The organism is Stenotrophomonas sp. 05N37 (genome assembly GCF_056397365.1).
This window is the reverse complement of record NZ_JBFTNG010000002.1, coordinates 759,955-775,096: the sequence shown is the minus strand read 5'-3', so window position 1 is coordinate 775,096 and position 15,142 is coordinate 759,955. Positions and strand designations below refer to the sequence as shown.

Sequence of the window (15,142 nt, the reverse complement as noted above, 5' to 3'; positions counted from 1 at the left end):
CGCCGCGCCGGGCGCGGCATCGTCCAAGGAGCATCGCCACCCATGACCGAGCAGACCCAAAAGCAGACCCTGGGCTTCCAGACCGAAGTCAAACAGCTGCTGCAGCTGATGATCCACTCGCTGTACTCCAACAAGGAAATCTTCCTTCGCGAGCTCATCTCCAACGCCGCCGACGCCTCCGACAAGCTGCGCTTCGAAGCGCTGACCCAGCCGGCCCTGCTCGAAAACGACGGCGACCTGCGCATCCGCGTCAGCTTCGATGCCGACGCCCACACCCTCACCATCGACGACAACGGCATCGGCATGAGCCGCGAGGACGCCATTGCCCACCTTGGCACCATCGCCAAGTCCGGCACCGGCGACTTCCTGCGCCAACTCTCCGGCGACCAGAAGAAGGATTCCCAGCTGATCGGTCAGTTCGGGGTCGGCTTCTACAGCGCCTTCATCGTCGCCGACCAGGTCGACGTCTATTCCCGCCGCGCCGGCCTGCCCGCCAGCGAGGGCGTGCACTGGTCCTCGCGTGGCGAGGGCGAGTTCGACGTCGAACCCCTCGACAAGCCCGAGCGCGGTACCCGCATCGTCCTGCACCTCAAGGACGACCAGCAGGACTTCGCCGACGGCTGGCGCCTGCGCGGCATCATCAAGAAGTATTCCGACCACATCGGCCTGCCGATCCAGATGGTCAAGGAACACCACGGCGACGACGCCCCGGCCGAGGTCGAATGGGAAACCGTCAACCGCGCCAGCGCGCTGTGGACCCGCCCGCGCACCGAGATCACCGACGCCGAGTACCAGGAGTTCTACAAGCACGCCGCGCACGACCACCAGGACGCGCTGGCCTGGAGCCACAACAAGGTCGAAGGCAAGCTCGAATACACCTCGCTGCTGTACGTGCCTGGCCACGCGCCGTTCGACCTGTACCACCGCGACGCGCCCAAGGGCCTGAAGCTGTACGTGCAGCGCGTGTTCGTGATGGACCAGGCCGAGCAGTTCCTGCCGATGTACCTGCGTTTCATCAAGGGCGTGGTCGATTCCAACGACCTGTCGCTGAATGTCTCGCGCGAAATCCTGCAGTCCGGCCCGGTCATCGACTCGATGAAGTCGGCGCTGACCAAGCGCTCGCTGGACATGCTCGACAAGCTCGCCACCGACAAGCCCGAGGCGTATGCCGGCTTCTGGGCGCAGTTCGGCCAGGTGCTCAAGGAAGGCCCCGCCGAGGACTTCAACAACCGCGAGAAGATCGCCGGCCTGCTCCGCTTTGCCTCCACCCATGACGCCGGCGGCGAGCAGAGCGTGTCGCTGGCCGACTACGTGGGTCGCATGGTCGAAGGCCAGGACAAGATCTACTACCTGACCGGCGACAGCCACACCCAGGTCAAGGACAGCCCGCACCTGGAAGTGTTCCGCAAGAAGGGCATCGAAGTGCTGCTGTTCACCGACCGCATCGATGAGTGGCTGATGGGTTACCTGACCGAGTTCGACGGCAAGGCGTTCGTCGACGTCGCCCGTGGCGACCTCGACCTGGGCGCGCTGGAAACCGCCGAAGACAAGCAGGCCCAGGAAGAAGCGGCCAAGGACAAGCAGGGTCTGGTCGATCGCATCAAGCGCGCACTGGGCGAGGATGTCGCCGACGTGCGCGTCTCGCACCGCCTCACCGACTCCCCGGCGATCCTGGCCATCGGCGAACAGGACCTCGGCCTGCAGATGCGCCAGATCCTGGAAGCCAGCGGCCAGAAGGTGCCCGACAGCAAGCCGGTGTTCGAGTTCAACCCCGGCCACCCGTTGATCGGCAAGCTGGACCAGGAGGCCGATGCCGCACGCTTCGACGACCTCAGCCGCGTGCTGTTCGACCAGGCCGCGCTGGCGGCCGGGGATACGCTGAAGGATCCGGCCGGCTACGTGCGCCGGCTCAACAAGCTGCTGCTGGAGTTGTCGGCGTAAGGCGACGCGAGACCACCGTGACGGCCGCTGGCCGGCACGGTGGCGGCGCTCGCAGGACCGGGAGGTGCCGGCCAGGGGTCGACACCTCCCGTCAGCGGGCTGGATCCGGTCTCAGCCGCGCTCGTCCAGCAACGCGCCGAGCATCTGATCGCTGCGGCGAATCAACGTGGCGTTGGCAGTGAAGGCCAGCACCGCGTCCTTCGCGGCGAGCAGGTCTGAAACCGGGGCGCCGGGATCGGGCGCCGCCTCGACCACGCCGGCCTCCACCCCACCTCCGACCACCGCGGTCTGGGCCACCCCGATCCGGGCGGCCCCCTCCACCGGCAGACGCGCCACGTTGCTCGCAGCAGCCTGCACCTCAAGGCTCGCGGCACGCATGCCGGAGCTGGCAATGGACATCACGTTCACGCTGCTGCACTCCACGATGCATGGCCGGCGTCCGATGACGCAGGCATCCAAAGCCGTTAACGGCCGCAATCCCAACGTCTGTAGAGCCGACCGTTGGTCGGCTGCCTCCCCCCGACCGTTGGTCGGCTGCCCCCCCGACCGTTGGTCGGCTGCCCGCCAACCGTTGGTCGGCTGCCCGCCAACCGTTGGTCGGCTGCCGCCAACACCGCACCACCCCACGTTCGCACTGCCCTCCAAGGGCGCAGTGGTAGCATATCCCCCTGATTTCAGCGCCGAATCCAATGCTCAGTTTCTTCCGTCGCAAAAAGCCCCAGGACGCTCCGCAGGACGCGCCCAAGACCCAGCACTACTCGGCTGAAGAGCTGGCCGCAGCGTTCCCGCAGGCCAGTGAAGACGGCCCGTCGGCGCCCGCGCCTGTCCAGCCGCCCGCCGCCGCGGTTCCCGGCGTCGCCGTGCCGGTGGCCGCGCCTGCGCCAGCGGCGGTCGCACCGGTTGCGCCCGTGGACGCGCTGCCGCCGGTACTGCCCGTGGTCCCGAAACCGGCCGCACCGGTCGAGCAGGCACCTGCGGCTCCGACGATGCCGGTTGGAGCGGCCCCCGCTGCACCGGTCGCACCTGTCGTCCAGACCGCCCCGGTCGCCATCGCCGAGCCGATCGCCGCACCGCTGCCGCCGCCGGTGCTGGTCGCCAGCGAGATCGTGCAGGAGGCCGCGCAGCCGCTGGCCAGCGTGCCCGACGACAACAGCGCCCCCGCCGCCGCGCCGGGCAAGCCCGGTTGGCGTGACCGGCTGCGCAACAGCGTCATCGCGCGCAGCTTCGGCGGCCTGTTCTCGCGCAACCCCAAGCTCGACGACGACCTGCTGGATGAACTGGAAACCGCGCTGATCACCGCCGATGTCGGCGTCGGCGCGACCACCGCACTGGTCGAAGGCCTGCGCAAGCGCATGAAGGCGCGCGAATTCGCCGACGCCACCGCGCTGCTCGCCGCGCTGCGTGGCGAACTGATCGCGATCCTGCAGCCGGTCTCCAAACCGCTGGTGATCGACCGCAGCGCCAAGCCGTTCGTGGTCCTCACCGTGGGCGTCAACGGCGTCGGCAAGACCACCACCATCGGCAAGCTGGCCAAGCGTTTCAAGGACGACGGCCACAGCCTCATGCTGGCCGCCGGCGACACCTTCCGCGCCGCCGCCGTGGCCCAGCTGCAGGCCTGGGGCGAGCGCAACGGCGTGGCCGTGGTCGCCCAGGGGCAAAATGCCGATGCCGCCTCGGTGGCGTTCGACGCGCTGCAGGCCGGCAAGGCACGCGGCACCGAGGTATTGATCGCCGATACCGCCGGCCGCCTGCATACCCAGGGCGGGCTGATGAACGAACTGGGCAAGATCCGCCGCGTGCTCGGCAAGATCGACCCGGCCGCACCGCATGAGGTGCTGATGGTGATCGACGGCACGACCGGCCAGAACGCCCTCTCCCAGTTGCGCCAGTTCCACGCCGCGGTCAACGTGACCGGCCTGGTGGTGACCAAGCTGGACGGCACTGCCAAGGGCGGCGTGGTATTCGCGCTGGCCCGCGAGTTCAATATTCCGATCCGCTTCGCCGGCATCGGCGAGCGCCCGGAAGACCTGCGCGTGTTCGACCCGGAAGCCTTCGTCGACGCCCTGCTGCCCGACGCGCTGGGCGGCTGACCCAGGCGCGCGCGGGCGCACGCCACGCGCGTCGGGGTAGAGCCACCCCATGGGTGGCTGCTCGCCCAGGTGCGGCCAAGGCCTCCCACCGCCGCCGCAGCCATCGCCGCCGCAGCCACCCATGGGGTGGCTCTATCCTTCTGCGGAAGCCCCATGCCACGCCAGCCAACCGCCCGCGACCCCGCCCCCACCGACGATGCCTTCGTCGCGCGCCTGCTGCCGTGGTTCGACGGCCACGGCCGCCACGACCTGCCCTGGCAGCACCCGCGTTCGCCCTACCGGGTGTGGCTGTCGGAGATCATGCTGCAGCAGACCCAGGTCAGTACGGTCATTCCGTATTTCCTGGCGTTCCTGCGCGTGTTTCCCACCCTGCCCGACCTCGCCGCGGCCAGCAACGATGCCGTGATGGCGCAGTGGGCCGGGCTGGGCTACTACGCCCGTGCGCGCAACCTGCACGCCGCCGCCCAGCGCTGCGTCGCGCTGCACGGCGGCGAGCTGCCGCGCGATGTCGAGGCGTTGAACGCACTGCCCGGCATCGGTCGCAGCACCGCCGCGGCGATCCTCAGCCAGGCCTGGAACGACCGCTTCGCGATCCTCGATGGCAACGTCAAGCGCGTGCTGACCCGCTACCACGGCATCGAGGGTTTTCCCGGCCTGCCAGCGGTGGAAAAGGTGCTGTGGGCATTGGCCGACGCGCACGTACAGCACGTGCCCGACGCGCGCCTGGCCGACTACACCCAGGCGCAGATGGACCTGGGCGCCACGGTCTGCACCCGCAGCCGGCCGGCCTGCGTGATCTGCCCCCTGCAGGAGGACTGCGTGGCGCGGCGCGAGGGCCGCATCGACGACCTGCCCACGCCCAAGCCCGCCAAGGCCCTGCCGGAACGCGAGGCCACCGCGCTGCTGCTGCGCGATGGCCAGGGCCGCGTGCTGCTGCAGAAGCGCCCGGATACCGGCATCTGGGCGCAGCTGTGGACGCTGCCGCAGGCCGACGCCGGCAGCGACCTGCAGGACTGGTTCGATGCCCACGTGGACGGCTCGCTGGACGATGCCGATGCGCTGCCGGTGCTGGAGCACACCTTCAGCCACTATCGACTGCACCTGCAGGTGCTGGTGCAGCGCGTGCACGGCCTGCGACAGGAGGCCCCGGGCCTGCGCTGGGTCGCCGCAGCCGACCTGCCCAGCCTCGGCCTGCCCGCCCCGATCCGCAAGCTGCTGGCCACCGGCGCCCCGCCGGCCCGGCCCAAGCGCCGTACAATGCGTGGCGCACCACCTTCACCCGAGTCCGAGTAAGCCATGCCCCGCACCGTTTTCTGCCAGTACGAACAACGCGACACCGAAGGCCTGGACTTCGTGCCCTACCCCGGCGAGCTGGGCCAGCGCATCTTCAACGGCATCGGCAAGAGCGCCTGGAGCGCCTGGCTGGCCCACCAGACCATGCTGATCAACGAGAACCGGCTGTCGCCGCGCGATCCCAAGCATCGCGCGTTCCTGGAAACCGAACTGGTGAAATACCTGTTCGAGAAGGATGCGGAAAAGCCGGCGGGTTTCATCCCCGAAGCATGATTCCGGCCGCTACCGACCCTCGGTCGGTACGCGATCGACGGCTCCCGCTTACTTCGCGGGGGCGGCCTGGCCTTCCTCGCGCTCCTGCACCTGCGCCTGGCGCAATTCCTTTTCCGACGCGCGCAGCGCCTGCACATCCAGCTTGCGGATGCTGCCGATGAAGCACGGCATGTTCATCGGGCCCGGCGTCGGGTCGCGCACCAGTACCTTGTCGAACCGCGCGGACACCCGCCCGACCCGGCTGGTCAGGGCGATCGCCGGCGCGTAATCCAGGCCCTGGCAGGGCCCGCGCAGTTCCAGCAGATAGCCTTCGCTGGGGCGCGTCCACACCGCCAGCGCACTGTCACCCAGTTCGGTCCAGCCCGACAACGCGCCGTACAGCGGCATGTCCTGCTGCGGCGGCGCGGCATGGGCGCGGTACAGCGCCAGCCGCTCCTCGCCGCTCAGGCGACCGGTGGTCGCGCAGCCGACCAGGGCCAGGCACAGCGCGGCCGTTGCAATCAGGGTCTTCATGGCGCCTCCAGCAGGGATGACTGCGCCGATGATGCACCCATCGCGTGAGGCCGGCGACAGCGTCGCGCCGGCCATTCAGCGGCCAGCTCAGACCTGGCTGTGGGCCAAGGCGTGGAGCCGCCCTTCGCGCAGTTCCAGCACGCGGTCGAGCTTGCGCGCCAGGCTGCGGTCGTGGGTCACCAGCACCAGGCTGGTGTGGTACGCCCGGTTGAGTTCCAGCATCAGCTCGAACACGGTGCCGGCGGTCTTGTCGTCCAGGTTGCCGGTCGGCTCGTCGCCCAGCACGCAGGCCGGGCGGTTGACCAGCGCACGGGCGACGGCGGCACGCTGGCGCTCGCCACCGGACAGCTCGCCCGGCTTGTGCTCCAGGCGATGCCCCAGCCCGACCGACTCCAGCAGGGCCTGCGCGCGGTTTTTCGCCGCAGCCACGTCCTCGCCCCCCAGCAGCACCGGCATCATCACGTTTTCCAGCGCGGTGAATTCCGGCAGCAGGTGGTGGAACTGGTACACGAAGCCCAGCGCGCGGTTGCGCAACTGGCCACGCTGGCCGTCGGACAACCCGGACATGCGCTGGCCGGCCACGAATACTTCGCCGGCGGTCGGCGTATCCAGCCCGCCGAGCAGGTGCAGCAGGGTGCTCTTGCCCGCACCGGAGGCACCGATGATCGCCACCGTCTCGCCGGCGCTCACGCTCAGGTCCAGGCCATTGAACACCGGGGTCTGCATGCGGCCTTCGGCATAGGTCTTGGCCAGCCCTTCGGCGCGGATCACTTCATCGCCGCGGTTGATCGGCTCATTCATAGCGCAGGGCCTCCGCCGGCTGGGTGCGGGCGGCGCGCCACGCGGGGTACAGCGTGGCCAGGAAGCTCATGGCCAGCGCGATCACGGTGATGACGATGATGTCCGGGGTCTGCATGTCGGTCGGCAGGCCGGTGATGTAGTAAACGTCCTCGGGCAGCAGCTTGACGTTGAACAGCGTCTCGATCGCCCCGAGGATGCGCTCCAGGTTCAAGGTCAGGGTGATGCCGCCGATCACGCCGGCCACGGTGCCGATGATGCCGATCAGCGAGCCCTGCACCATGAAGACCTGCATCACCCCGCCCGGGGTGAGGCCCAGCGTACGCAGGATGGCGATGTCGGCCTGCTTGTCGGTGACCAGCATCACCTGCGAGGACACCAGGTTGAACGCGCCCATGGCGATGATCAGCGAGAGCAGGATGCCCATCACCACCTTCTCCATGCGCAGCGAGTGGTACAGGTTCGCGTTCTGCTGGGTCCAGTCGCTGACCCGGTAACCGCCGCCGAGGGTGTGGGCCAGGTCCACGCCCACGTCCAGCGCCTTGTCCATGTCATGCAGCTTCAGCCGCACGCCGGTCACTCCGTCCATGCGCAGCACGCGCTCCAGGTCGGCCATGTTGGCGAACGCCACGCCCTTGTCGATTTCGTTGTAGCCGGCCTCGAAGATGCCGCTGACGGTGAAGCGCTTCAGCCGCGGCATCGCGCCGACCGGGGTGCCCTGCACTTCGGCCAGGGTCACCAGCACGGTGTCGCCCACGTCCACGCCCAGCCAGAGCGCCAGCTCCTTGCCGACCAGCAGGTGGTAGCTGCCGGGGGTGAGGCTGTCGAAGCTGCCCTTGACCAGTTTCTGGTTGATCACCGAGACGCCCGGCTCCAGCGCCGGGTCGATGCCCTGCACGATCGCGCCCTGCACGCGCGGCCCGCTGAGCATGGCCTGGATCTCGATGTACGGCGCGGCACCGGCCACGCGCGGATCCTTCTTTGCCGTATCGACCGCGCGCTGCCAGTCCGACATCGGCGCGCCGTCGGTGGTGATGGTGGTATGGGCGGTCATCTGCAACAGGCGGTCGCGGATCTCCTTCTGGAACCCGCTCATCACCGCCAGGGTGGTGATCAGCACGGTCACGCCGAGCGCGATACCGAGGATGGAGGCCATCGAGATGAAGGAGATGAAACCGTTGCGGCGTTTGGCCCGCAGGTAGCGCAGGCCGATCGAGACAGGAATGGGTTTGAACATGCAGGTACGCCGGACAATTCAGGCTATGGTGCCACTGCCGGACGTGAACGGGAAATGCAGTGTGCGCGGACGGCCAGTCGCAGTTCACGTCGCTGTGCAGGGGACAGCGTATCGGGCCAGAACAGCCGCCAGTAGCGGCGCCCCCGGCAGCGCCAGGCCACCTGCAGCAGCACGCCCCGGTCGGACAGCTGCAGGTCCTGCACCGGCTCGCCATCGACCTGCGCCGGGGCGTCGTCGGGCGGGATCACGATCGAGCGGGTGGGCGCGTGCCAGTAGCGCCAGGCCTGCGCCAGCCCCCAGGCCACCGCCAGCACGGCAGCCGGGCCGTGCCAGCCATCCGGCACTGCCGTGCGGTACAGCGCCCACGGCGCCAGCGCGGTCATCAGCAGCTGCGCGCCGCACTGCCAGCGCGAGGGGCGCCACTCAAGCCGGCAGGGCGCGGATCCGGGCGATGAGCGCGGCGGGCTGGGCATGCGGGCATTCCTCGTAACCCATGAACCAGCGCCACAACTTATCGTCCTCGCTCTCCAGCAGGAACAGGAAAACCTCGCGCTCTTCGGTAGGCGCCTGCAGCCAGCAGCGGTCCAGGTAGCGGCCAAACAGCTGGTCCAGCTCGCGCATGCCACGCCGGCAACGCCAGCGCAGCTTCTTCAGTTCAGTGGCTTCGTCCATCGACATCGCATTCCTCAAGGTGCCGGCCAACCAGGGCCGGAAACAACAGCGGCACCGGACCTTCCGGTCGGTGCCGCCGCGATCGCCGCCGCACGGGCAGCGATGACATGAACCGCCAGGTCAGGCGCGGCGCGCCATCATCAGCTTCTTTATCTCGGCAATCGCCAACGCCGGGTTCAGGCCCTTCGGGCAGGTCCGGGCGCAGTTCATGATGGTGTGGCAGCGGTACAGCTTGAACGGGTCTTCCAGATCGTCCAGGCGCGCACCGGTGTCTTCATCGCGCGAGTCGACGATCCAGCGGTAGGCCTGCAGCAGGATCGCCGGGCCCAGGTAACGCTCGCCGTTCCACCAGTAGCTCGGGCAGCTGGTCGAGCAGCACGCGCACAGGATGCATTCGTACAGGCCATCCAGCTTCTTGCGGTCTTCCGGCGACTGCAGGCGCTCACGATCCGGCGGCGGCGGGGTCTGGGTGCGGATCCACGGCTTGATCGAGGCGTACTGCGCGTAGAAGTGGGTCAGGTCCGGGACCAGATCCTTGATCACGCTCATGTGCGGCAGCGGGTAGATCGGCACTTCGGCCTTGCCGCAGTCGGCGATGGCGCGGGTGCAGGCCAGCGTATTGGTGCCGTCGATGTTCATCGCGCACGAACCGCAGATGCCCTCGCGGCACGAACGACGGAAGGTCAGGGTCGGATCGATTTCGTTCTTGATCTTGATCAGCGCGTCCAGGACCATCGGGCCGCAGCTGTCCAGGTCGATCTCATACGTATCGGTACGCGGGTTGCTGTCGTCGTCGGGACTCCAGCGGTAGATCTTGAACGTGCGGGTATTCTTCGCACCGCTCTTGGCGGGGAAGTGCTTGCCCTTTCCGATCTTGGAATTCTTGGGGAGGGAAAACTCGGCCATGGCTGTTCTCGTTGGCTCAGGCGGCTCGCGCTGCGATGCAGGCGCGGCTAGCACGGAAGGTGAGGAAGTCGACACCACCGGCCAGCGGCGCGCGCAGCCCCCTGCCCTGGCGGGCAGGAAGGCGTGCTGGCGCTGCGTGGCCGGAGGTCATGCCGCAGGTCTCTTAGTACACGCGCGGCTTCGGCGGTACCACGTCCACGTCCTTGCTCAACGTGTACATGTGCACCGGGCGATAGTCGAAGCTGCACTTGCCGTTGTCGTCGACGTTGACCAGCGTGTGCTTCTGCCAGTTGACGTCGTCGCGGTCCGGGAAGTCCTCATGCGCATGCGCGCCACGGCTTTCCTTGCGCTGTTCGGCCGAGTTGATCGTCGCCACCGCGTTGAGCAGCAGGTTGTTCAGCTCGTAGGTTTCGATCAGGTCCGAGTTCCACACCAGCGAACGGTCGGAGACCTTGACGTCCTGGAAGGAGTCGAAGATCTCGGCCATCTTGCTGCAGCCCTCTTCCAGCGTCTTGCTGGTACGGAACACCGCCGCGTCGTTCTGCATGGTGCGCTGCATGTTGTCGCGGATGACCGAGGTCGGGGTGTCGCCGTTGGCGTAGCGCAGCTTGTCCAGCAGGCCCAGCGCCTTGTCGCACGCGTCCGACGGCAGGGTCTTGTGCGGCGCGCCGGACTTGATGGTCTCGGCGCAGCGGTTGGCCACCGCACGGCCGAACACCACCAGGTCGAGCAGCGAGTTGGAGCCCAGGCGGTTGGCGCCGTGCACCGACACGCAGGCCGCTTCGCCGATCGCGTACAGGCCCGGCACGACCGCATCGGGGTTGTCGCCGACCTTGCGCACGACTTCGCCGTGGTAGTTGGTCGGGATGCCGCCCATGTTGTAGTGCACGGTCGGGATGACCGGGATCGGCTGCTTGTGCACGTCCACGCCGGCGAAGATGCGGGCGCTTTCGGCGATACCCGGCAGCTTGTCGTCGATCACGCCCGGGCCGAGGTGGGTCAGGTCGAGCAGGATGTGGTCCTTGTGCTCGCCGACGCCGCGGCCTTCGCGGATCTCGATGGTCATCGAACGCGACACCACGTCGCGCGAGGCCAGGTCCTTGTAGTGCGGTGCGTAGCGCTCCATGAAGCGCTCGCCATTGCTGTTGCGCAGGATGCCGCCTTCGCCACGCACGCCTTCGGTGATCAGGCAGCCCGCGCCGTAGATGCCGGTCGGGTGGAACTGCACGAACTCCATGTCCTGCATCGGCAGGCCGGCACGCATGACCAGGCCGCCGCCGTCGCCGGTGCAGGTATGGGCCGAGGTGGCGCTGAAGTAGGCGCGGCCGTAACCGCCGGTGGCCAGCACCACGCCGTGGGCGCGGAACAGGTGCAGCGAGCCGTCGGCCATGTCCAGGGCGAGCACGCCGCGGCAGACGCCTTCCTCGTCGAAGATCAGGTCGAGGGCGAAGTACTCGATCATGAAGCGCGCGTTGTGCGCCAGCGACTGCTGGTACAGCGTGTGCAGCATGGCGTGGCCGGTACGGTCGGCGGCGGCGCAGGTACGCTGCGCGGACGGGCCTTCGCCGTACTTGGTGGTCATGCCACCGAACGGGCGCTGGTAGATCTTGCCGTCTTCGGTGCGGCTGAACGGCACACCGTAGTGTTCCAGCTCGATGATGGCCGGGATCGCTTCGCGGCACATGTACTCGATGGCGTCCTGGTCACCCAGCCAATCCGAGCCCTTGATGGTGTCGAAGAAGTGGTAGCGCCAGTCGTCTTCGCCCATGTTGCCCAGCGCGGCGGAAATACCGCCCTGCGCGGCCACGGTGTGCGAGCGGGTCGGGAAGACCTTGGTCAGGCAGACGGTCTGCAGGCCCTTGGCGGCAAGACCGAACGTAGCGCGCAGGCCTGCGCCACCGGCGCCGACCACGACCATGTCGTACTTGTGTTCCGTAATCTTGTAAGCGGACATCTAATCTGGATTCCTGTCTTGGTGCCTGGACTCAGGCAACGCCGAGCGCAATGCGGGCGACCGCAAAAACACTGACGATCGCGCCGAGCACGGCGATGAACTTCACCGTGGTCTGCAGCGCCAGGGCCAGCAGCGAGTTGTGGATGTAGTCTTCCAGCACGACCTGCAGGCCGAGCTGGGCGTGCCAGAACATCGCGACCAGGAAGCCGACCAGCAGCACCGCGTTCCACGGCTTGGACACCGCGTCGGTGGCGGTCACGTAATCGGCGCCGATCAGGCTCAGCACGAACACCAGGAACCACACGGTGAGGCCGACCAGCGCGGTGGCGGTCAGGCGCTGCATCACGAAGTGCTCGGTGCCGGTCTTGGCAGCGCCAAGGCCACGCACGTTCTTCAACGGGGTACGGAACTTGTTCATGCGGCGGCTCCGACGAACACATAGGCCCAGACCAGGGCGGTGATCACCAGGCTGGCGAAGACGGAGATCCAGCTGCTGCGGACGAACGCCGGGATCGAGAAGCCGATCGCGAAGTCCTGCACGATGTGGCGCAGGCCGTTGCACAGGTGGTAGGCGAAGGACCAGGTCCAGGCGAACAGGAACAGCTTGCCGTACCAGCTACCAGCGTGATCGGTGAAGCAGTTCCAGGAGGCAGGGCCCATCATGAGGGCGAGCAGGCCGCCGGCAATGATCAGGGCTCCAACAGACAGAAAGATGCCGGTCGCTCGATGCAGAATCGAGGTGGCCATCTGGATCTGCCAGCGATACACCTGAAGGTGCGGGGAAAGGGGACGTTCTCTGGCGGCCATTCGCTGGGCTCGTTGTCTCGGCTGGGCGGCGCAATGCCGCGTTGGCTCAATGCTGATCAAAAATCGATGCAGCGTCCGTTTTTCTCCCAGTCTCCATACCGCACCGGATCGAGTCCGCCGCGGCCACCAATTTCCACGGGCACCGCGGGCGTCTCAGGCAGCGGTTGCGCCTGGTCGACCTGCGGGGCTTCGGAGTCGGTATCTGGAGTGGGGGTTGTTTGGCCTATCATGGGTGGTCTCGCAACGCACAAATTTTAGACCCCGTTCACTTGCCTGACAACCTGCCCATGGATTTCAACGGTTTTCCGCGCCTCTCCGGTCACCAGCTGCTCAGTCTGGACGGGCCCGATGCGGCCGCGTTTGCCCACGCCCAATTCGCCAGCGACGTGACCGCCCTGCCCGTCCGGCATTGGCAGTGGAGCGCCTGGCTGAACGCCAAAGGCCGCACCATTGCTGTGTTCCAGCTGATCCGGGTGGACCAGGATCGCATTCTGCTGGTGCTCGCCGACGGCGATGCCGATGCGATTGCGTCGCAATTGCAGCGTTTTGTTTTCCGCCGCAAGCTCAGCATCACCGTGCGCGATGACCATGCCGTGGGCGGCAGCTTCACCGCGCCGGACGCCGCCGCTGGCGCAGCAATCGCCGTCAACGGTGAGACGCTGGAGCTGGATGTGGGCAGCGATGCGCTGCCTCGCACGCTGCGGATCGCACCGCGTGCAGGTACCGCGGCGCTCGACGACGCCGGCATTGCGCTGGCCTGGCGGCAATCGGACCTGCGCTTTGGCGTGCCCCGCCTGGCCGCCGACCAGCGCGAACAATGGACACCGCAACAGCTGGGCCTGGACCGCTTGAACGGCTACAGCGTCAAGAAAGGTTGCTATCCCGGCCAGGAAATCGTGGCGCGCACCCACTTCCTCGGCAAGGCCAAGCGGGCCCTGCAGTTGCTGCGGGTCGGCGACGGTATCGCCAGCGGCGCGCAGGTGCAGCAGAACGGCGCGGCGATCGGCACGGTGGCCAGCGTGGCCGGCAACCTCGCCCTGGCGGTGCTGCCGCTGGAGATCGCCAGCGATCCGCTGTCGGTGGACGGCCTCGACGCCGCGCCGCTGCCGTTGCTGGACGGGCTGGCCCGGTAGGCATCCCGACGCGGGTCGAGACGTTACACGTCGATGCGCCACCCCAGGCGCGTTGATGGGGGTGTGGGAGCCGGCCGCTGGACGGCATCCACCGCACCCCCGCCACCTCAGCCCGCGTTCAAGCGCTCGCCGGTCTCGGCGTCGAAGAAGTGCAGCCCCTTCGGGTGGATCGCCACGCGGATGCTCTCGCCGACCTGCGGCAATGCCTGCGGCGCCACGCGCATCACCAGCGCCTGGCCGCCACGGGTCATGTTGACGAAGATCTCGTTGCCGACCGGCTCGATACCGTCGATGGTCGCCTCGAAGCCCGTCGCATCCCCCGCCGCCGCCGGCTGCAGGTGCTCCGGCCGCACGCCCACCGCAACAGTCCTGCCGATCCAGGCCGGATCGACCGTCGCCTGGCCCAGCGGCGCGGTCAACTGCGCTTCCTGCACCGCGATGCCGCTGTCGGTGCGCTGCAGCGTGCCGCGCAGCACATTCATCGCCGGGCTGCCAAGGAAGCCGGCCACGAACAGATTGGCCGGGCGGTCGTACAACGCCATCGGCGTATCGATCTGCTGGATCACGCCATCCTTCAGCACCACGATGCGCTGGCCGAGGGTCATCGCCTCGACCTGGTCATGGGTCACGTAGATCATCGTGGTGCCCAGCTTGCGGTGCAGCTGCGCGATTTCGGTGCGCACGCTGTGGCGCAGCTTGGCGTCCAGGTTGGACAGCGGCTCGTCCAGCAGGAACACGGCCGGCTCGCGCACCAGCGCACGGCCCAGCGCCACGCGCTGACGCTGGCCGCCGGACATCGCCTTGGGCAGCTTGTCGAGCATGTCGGTCAGGCCCAGCGTCTCGGCCGCTTCGCTGACCCGCTTGCCGATCGTCGCCTTGTCGTGGCCGCGCAGCTTCAGGCCGAAGGCCAGGTTCTCGGCCACGGTCATGTGCGGGTACAGCGCATAGCTCTGGAACACCATGGCGATGTCGCGGTCCTTGGGCGCCACGTCGTTGACCACCCGGTCACCGATCGTCAGCGTGCCGCCGCTGATCTCTTCCAGGCCGGCGACCATGCGCAGCAAGGTCGACTTGCCACACCCGGACGGCCCCACCAGCACCATCAATTCACCATCGGCCACTTCGAAGGTCGCGCCCTGGACGGCCACCTGGCCGTTGTCGTAGACCTTGCGCACGCCCTGCAACTGCACTTTTGCCATATCACCCATTCCAGTCCGCCCGCTGCCGGGCTGTTGTGCGGAACTGCCTTCGGCCCTCCCGATGGCAGGTCGATGGCGTGGTGCCGCATGACGGCGACCACTGCAATCGAATACAGTCTGCTCATTCTGCCATGTAAACGTTTTCACGTGGCAGTATCCGTTGGTCGGTCATGACCGCGACGCGTCGGGGAGTCCACAGTCTCCCGATCCGCCCGCAACATGCCCCATGATGCGCAGGCGCGTGCCTGTTCATGTTGCTTCTGCAACATCGGACATCACGCCCGGCGAGACCCCCGAGAACATAGACGAGAAGCGATTGACAACGA

17 protein-coding genes are annotated in these 15,142 nt (G+C 67.8%); 5 read left to right on the top strand and 12 right to left on the bottom strand.

Annotated elements, in window-relative coordinates; all coding sequences use genetic code 11:
• The first annotated feature begins 42 nt into the window (after window positions 1-42).
• Window positions 43-1,941 carry a molecular chaperone HtpG gene (gene htpG / locus AC1DGC_RS10210; protein ID WP_478047768.1) on the top strand — a complete coding sequence of 633 codons (1,899 nt, stop codon included), beginning with the start codon at window positions 43-45 and terminating at the stop codon, window positions 1,939-1,941.
• 111 nt (window positions 1,942-2,052) lie between these two features.
• Here htpG and AC1DGC_RS10205 read toward each other — a convergent pair whose 3' ends face one another.
• On the bottom strand, window positions 2,053-2,340 hold the full coding sequence (locus AC1DGC_RS10205; protein WP_478047817.1) for a hypothetical protein: 288 nt from the start codon (window positions 2,338-2,340) through the stop codon (window positions 2,053-2,055).
• Window positions 2,341-2,630: 290 nt separating this feature from the next.
• Between AC1DGC_RS10205 and ftsY the strand changes: the two genes are divergently transcribed.
• The 3 genes from ftsY to AC1DGC_RS10190 all read left to right on the top strand — a co-directional run bounded on the left by ftsY (window position 2,631) and on the right by AC1DGC_RS10190 (window position 5,597).
• Complete coding sequence (gene ftsY, locus AC1DGC_RS10200; protein ID WP_478047767.1) at window positions 2,631-4,031, top strand: signal recognition particle-docking protein FtsY; 1,401 nt, start codon at window positions 2,631-2,633, stop codon at window positions 4,029-4,031.
• Window positions 4,032-4,184: 153 nt separating this feature from the next.
• Entirely contained in the window at window positions 4,185-5,324 is a 1,140-nt protein-coding gene (gene mutY / locus AC1DGC_RS10195; RefSeq protein WP_259204808.1) for an A/G-specific adenine glycosylase, read from the top strand.
• Window positions 5,325-5,327: 3 nt separating this feature from the next.
• Window positions 5,328-5,597, top strand: a complete 270-nt coding sequence (locus AC1DGC_RS10190) for an oxidative damage protection protein (RefSeq protein ID WP_128095612.1) — start codon at window positions 5,328-5,330, stop codon at window positions 5,595-5,597.
• Between the two features lie 48 nt (window positions 5,598-5,645).
• Here the strand turns inward: AC1DGC_RS10190 and AC1DGC_RS10185 are convergent, their stop codons facing one another.
• The 10 genes from AC1DGC_RS10185 to AC1DGC_RS10140 all read right to left on the bottom strand — a co-directional run bounded on the left by AC1DGC_RS10185 (window position 5,646) and on the right by AC1DGC_RS10140 (window position 12,714).
• The gene (locus AC1DGC_RS10185) at window positions 5,646-6,110 is read right to left on the bottom strand and encodes a DUF6491 family protein (protein WP_394164425.1); all 465 of its coding nucleotides are present in this window, start codon (window positions 6,108-6,110) and stop codon (window positions 5,646-5,648) included.
• An 87-nt stretch (window positions 6,111-6,197) separates the two neighbouring features.
• Window positions 6,198-6,911, bottom strand: a complete 714-nt coding sequence (gene lolD, locus AC1DGC_RS10180; RefSeq protein ID WP_259204796.1) for a lipoprotein-releasing ABC transporter ATP-binding protein LolD — start codon at window positions 6,909-6,911, stop codon at window positions 6,198-6,200.
• Window positions 6,904-8,145 carry a lipoprotein-releasing ABC transporter permease subunit gene (locus tag AC1DGC_RS10175; protein WP_259204793.1) on the bottom strand — a complete coding sequence of 414 codons (1,242 nt, stop codon included), beginning with the start codon at window positions 8,143-8,145 and terminating at the stop codon, window positions 6,904-6,906. The genes lolD and AC1DGC_RS10175 overlap by 8 nt, the downstream gene beginning before the upstream one ends.
• 23 nt (window positions 8,146-8,168) lie before the next feature.
• Window positions 8,169-8,528: a hypothetical protein gene (locus AC1DGC_RS10170; protein ID WP_478047766.1), complete on the bottom strand. Its 360-nt coding sequence runs from the start codon at window positions 8,526-8,528 to the stop codon at window positions 8,169-8,171.
• Between the two features lie 40 nt (window positions 8,529-8,568).
• Window positions 8,569-8,817 carry an FAD assembly factor SdhE gene (locus AC1DGC_RS10165; RefSeq protein ID WP_128095617.1) on the bottom strand — a complete coding sequence of 83 codons (249 nt, stop codon included), beginning with the start codon at window positions 8,815-8,817 and terminating at the stop codon, window positions 8,569-8,571.
• A gap of 120 nt (window positions 8,818-8,937) precedes the next feature.
• A complete protein-coding gene (locus tag AC1DGC_RS10160; protein ID WP_259204781.1) occupies window positions 8,938-9,723 on the bottom strand; it encodes a succinate dehydrogenase iron-sulfur subunit in 786 nt (261 codons plus the stop codon).
• Between the two features lie 163 nt (window positions 9,724-9,886).
• Window positions 9,887-11,677, bottom strand: a complete 1,791-nt coding sequence (gene sdhA / locus AC1DGC_RS10155; protein ID WP_259204774.1) for a succinate dehydrogenase flavoprotein subunit — start codon at window positions 11,675-11,677, stop codon at window positions 9,887-9,889.
• Between the two features lie 31 nt (window positions 11,678-11,708).
• Window positions 11,709-12,095, bottom strand: coding sequence for a succinate dehydrogenase, hydrophobic membrane anchor protein (gene sdhD / locus AC1DGC_RS10150; RefSeq protein WP_259204770.1), 387 nt, complete (start codon window positions 12,093-12,095; stop codon window positions 11,709-11,711).
• Window positions 12,092-12,484 (bottom strand): succinate dehydrogenase, cytochrome b556 subunit, encoded by a 393-nt coding sequence (gene sdhC, locus AC1DGC_RS10145; protein WP_259205047.1) that lies wholly within the window; start codon window positions 12,482-12,484, stop codon window positions 12,092-12,094. The genes sdhD and sdhC overlap by 4 nt, the downstream gene beginning before the upstream one ends.
• A 56-nt stretch (window positions 12,485-12,540) precedes the next feature.
• Window positions 12,541-12,714 carry a DUF1674 domain-containing protein gene (locus AC1DGC_RS10140; protein ID WP_259204761.1) on the bottom strand — a complete coding sequence of 58 codons (174 nt, stop codon included), beginning with the start codon at window positions 12,712-12,714 and terminating at the stop codon, window positions 12,541-12,543.
• Window positions 12,715-12,753: 39 nt separating this feature from the next.
• On the opposite strand from AC1DGC_RS10140, the gene ygfZ reads away from it, so the two are divergent.
• On the top strand, window positions 12,754-13,617 hold the full coding sequence (gene ygfZ / locus AC1DGC_RS10135) for a CAF17-like 4Fe-4S cluster assembly/insertion protein YgfZ (protein ID WP_478047765.1): 864 nt from the start codon (window positions 12,754-12,756) through the stop codon (window positions 13,615-13,617).
• A 107-nt stretch (window positions 13,618-13,724) separates the two neighbouring features.
• On the opposite strand, the gene AC1DGC_RS10130 is transcribed toward ygfZ, so the two are convergent.
• Window positions 13,725-14,816: an ABC transporter ATP-binding protein gene (locus tag AC1DGC_RS10130; protein WP_259204751.1), complete on the bottom strand. Its 1,092-nt coding sequence runs from the start codon at window positions 14,814-14,816 to the stop codon at window positions 13,725-13,727.
• Window positions 14,817-15,142: the final 326 nt, after the last annotated feature.

Coding starts and splice junctions, on each gene's coding strand:
- sdhD (WP_259204770.1), bottom strand. CDS start 12,095: ATGAACAAGTTCCGTACCCCGTTGAAGAACGTGCGTGGCCTTGGCGCT.
- AC1DGC_RS10205 (WP_478047817.1), bottom strand. CDS start 2,340: ATGTCCATTGCCAGCTCCGGCATGCGTGCCGCGAGCCTTGAGGTGCAG.
- lolD (WP_259204796.1), bottom strand. CDS start 6,911: ATGAATGAGCCGATCAACCGCGGCGATGAAGTGATCCGCGCCGAAGGG.
- ftsY (WP_478047767.1), top strand. CDS start 2,631: ATGCTCAGTTTCTTCCGTCGCAAAAAGCCCCAGGACGCTCCGCAGGAC.
- AC1DGC_RS10170 (WP_478047766.1), bottom strand. CDS start 8,528: ATGACCGCGCTGGCGCCGTGGGCGCTGTACCGCACGGCAGTGCCGGAT.
- sdhA (WP_259204774.1), bottom strand. CDS start 11,677: ATGTCCGCTTACAAGATTACGGAACACAAGTACGACATGGTCGTGGTC.
- AC1DGC_RS10165 (WP_128095617.1), bottom strand. CDS start 8,817: ATGGACGAAGCCACTGAACTGAAGAAGCTGCGCTGGCGTTGCCGGCGT.
- AC1DGC_RS10130 (WP_259204751.1), bottom strand. CDS start 14,816: ATGGCAAAAGTGCAGTTGCAGGGCGTGCGCAAGGTCTACGACAACGGC.
- sdhC (WP_259205047.1), bottom strand. CDS start 12,484: ATGGCCGCCAGAGAACGTCCCCTTTCCCCGCACCTTCAGGTGTATCGC.
- htpG (WP_478047768.1), top strand. CDS start 43: ATGACCGAGCAGACCCAAAAGCAGACCCTGGGCTTCCAGACCGAAGTC.
- mutY (WP_259204808.1), top strand. CDS start 4,185: ATGCCACGCCAGCCAACCGCCCGCGACCCCGCCCCCACCGACGATGCC.
- AC1DGC_RS10175 (WP_259204793.1), bottom strand. CDS start 8,145: ATGTTCAAACCCATTCCTGTCTCGATCGGCCTGCGCTACCTGCGGGCC.
- AC1DGC_RS10185 (WP_394164425.1), bottom strand. CDS start 6,110: ATGAAGACCCTGATTGCAACGGCCGCGCTGTGCCTGGCCCTGGTCGGC.
- AC1DGC_RS10140 (WP_259204761.1), bottom strand. CDS start 12,714: ATGATAGGCCAAACAACCCCCACTCCAGATACCGACTCCGAAGCCCCG.
- AC1DGC_RS10160 (WP_259204781.1), bottom strand. CDS start 9,723: ATGGCCGAGTTTTCCCTCCCCAAGAATTCCAAGATCGGAAAGGGCAAG.
- AC1DGC_RS10190 (WP_128095612.1), top strand. CDS start 5,328: ATGCCCCGCACCGTTTTCTGCCAGTACGAACAACGCGACACCGAAGGC.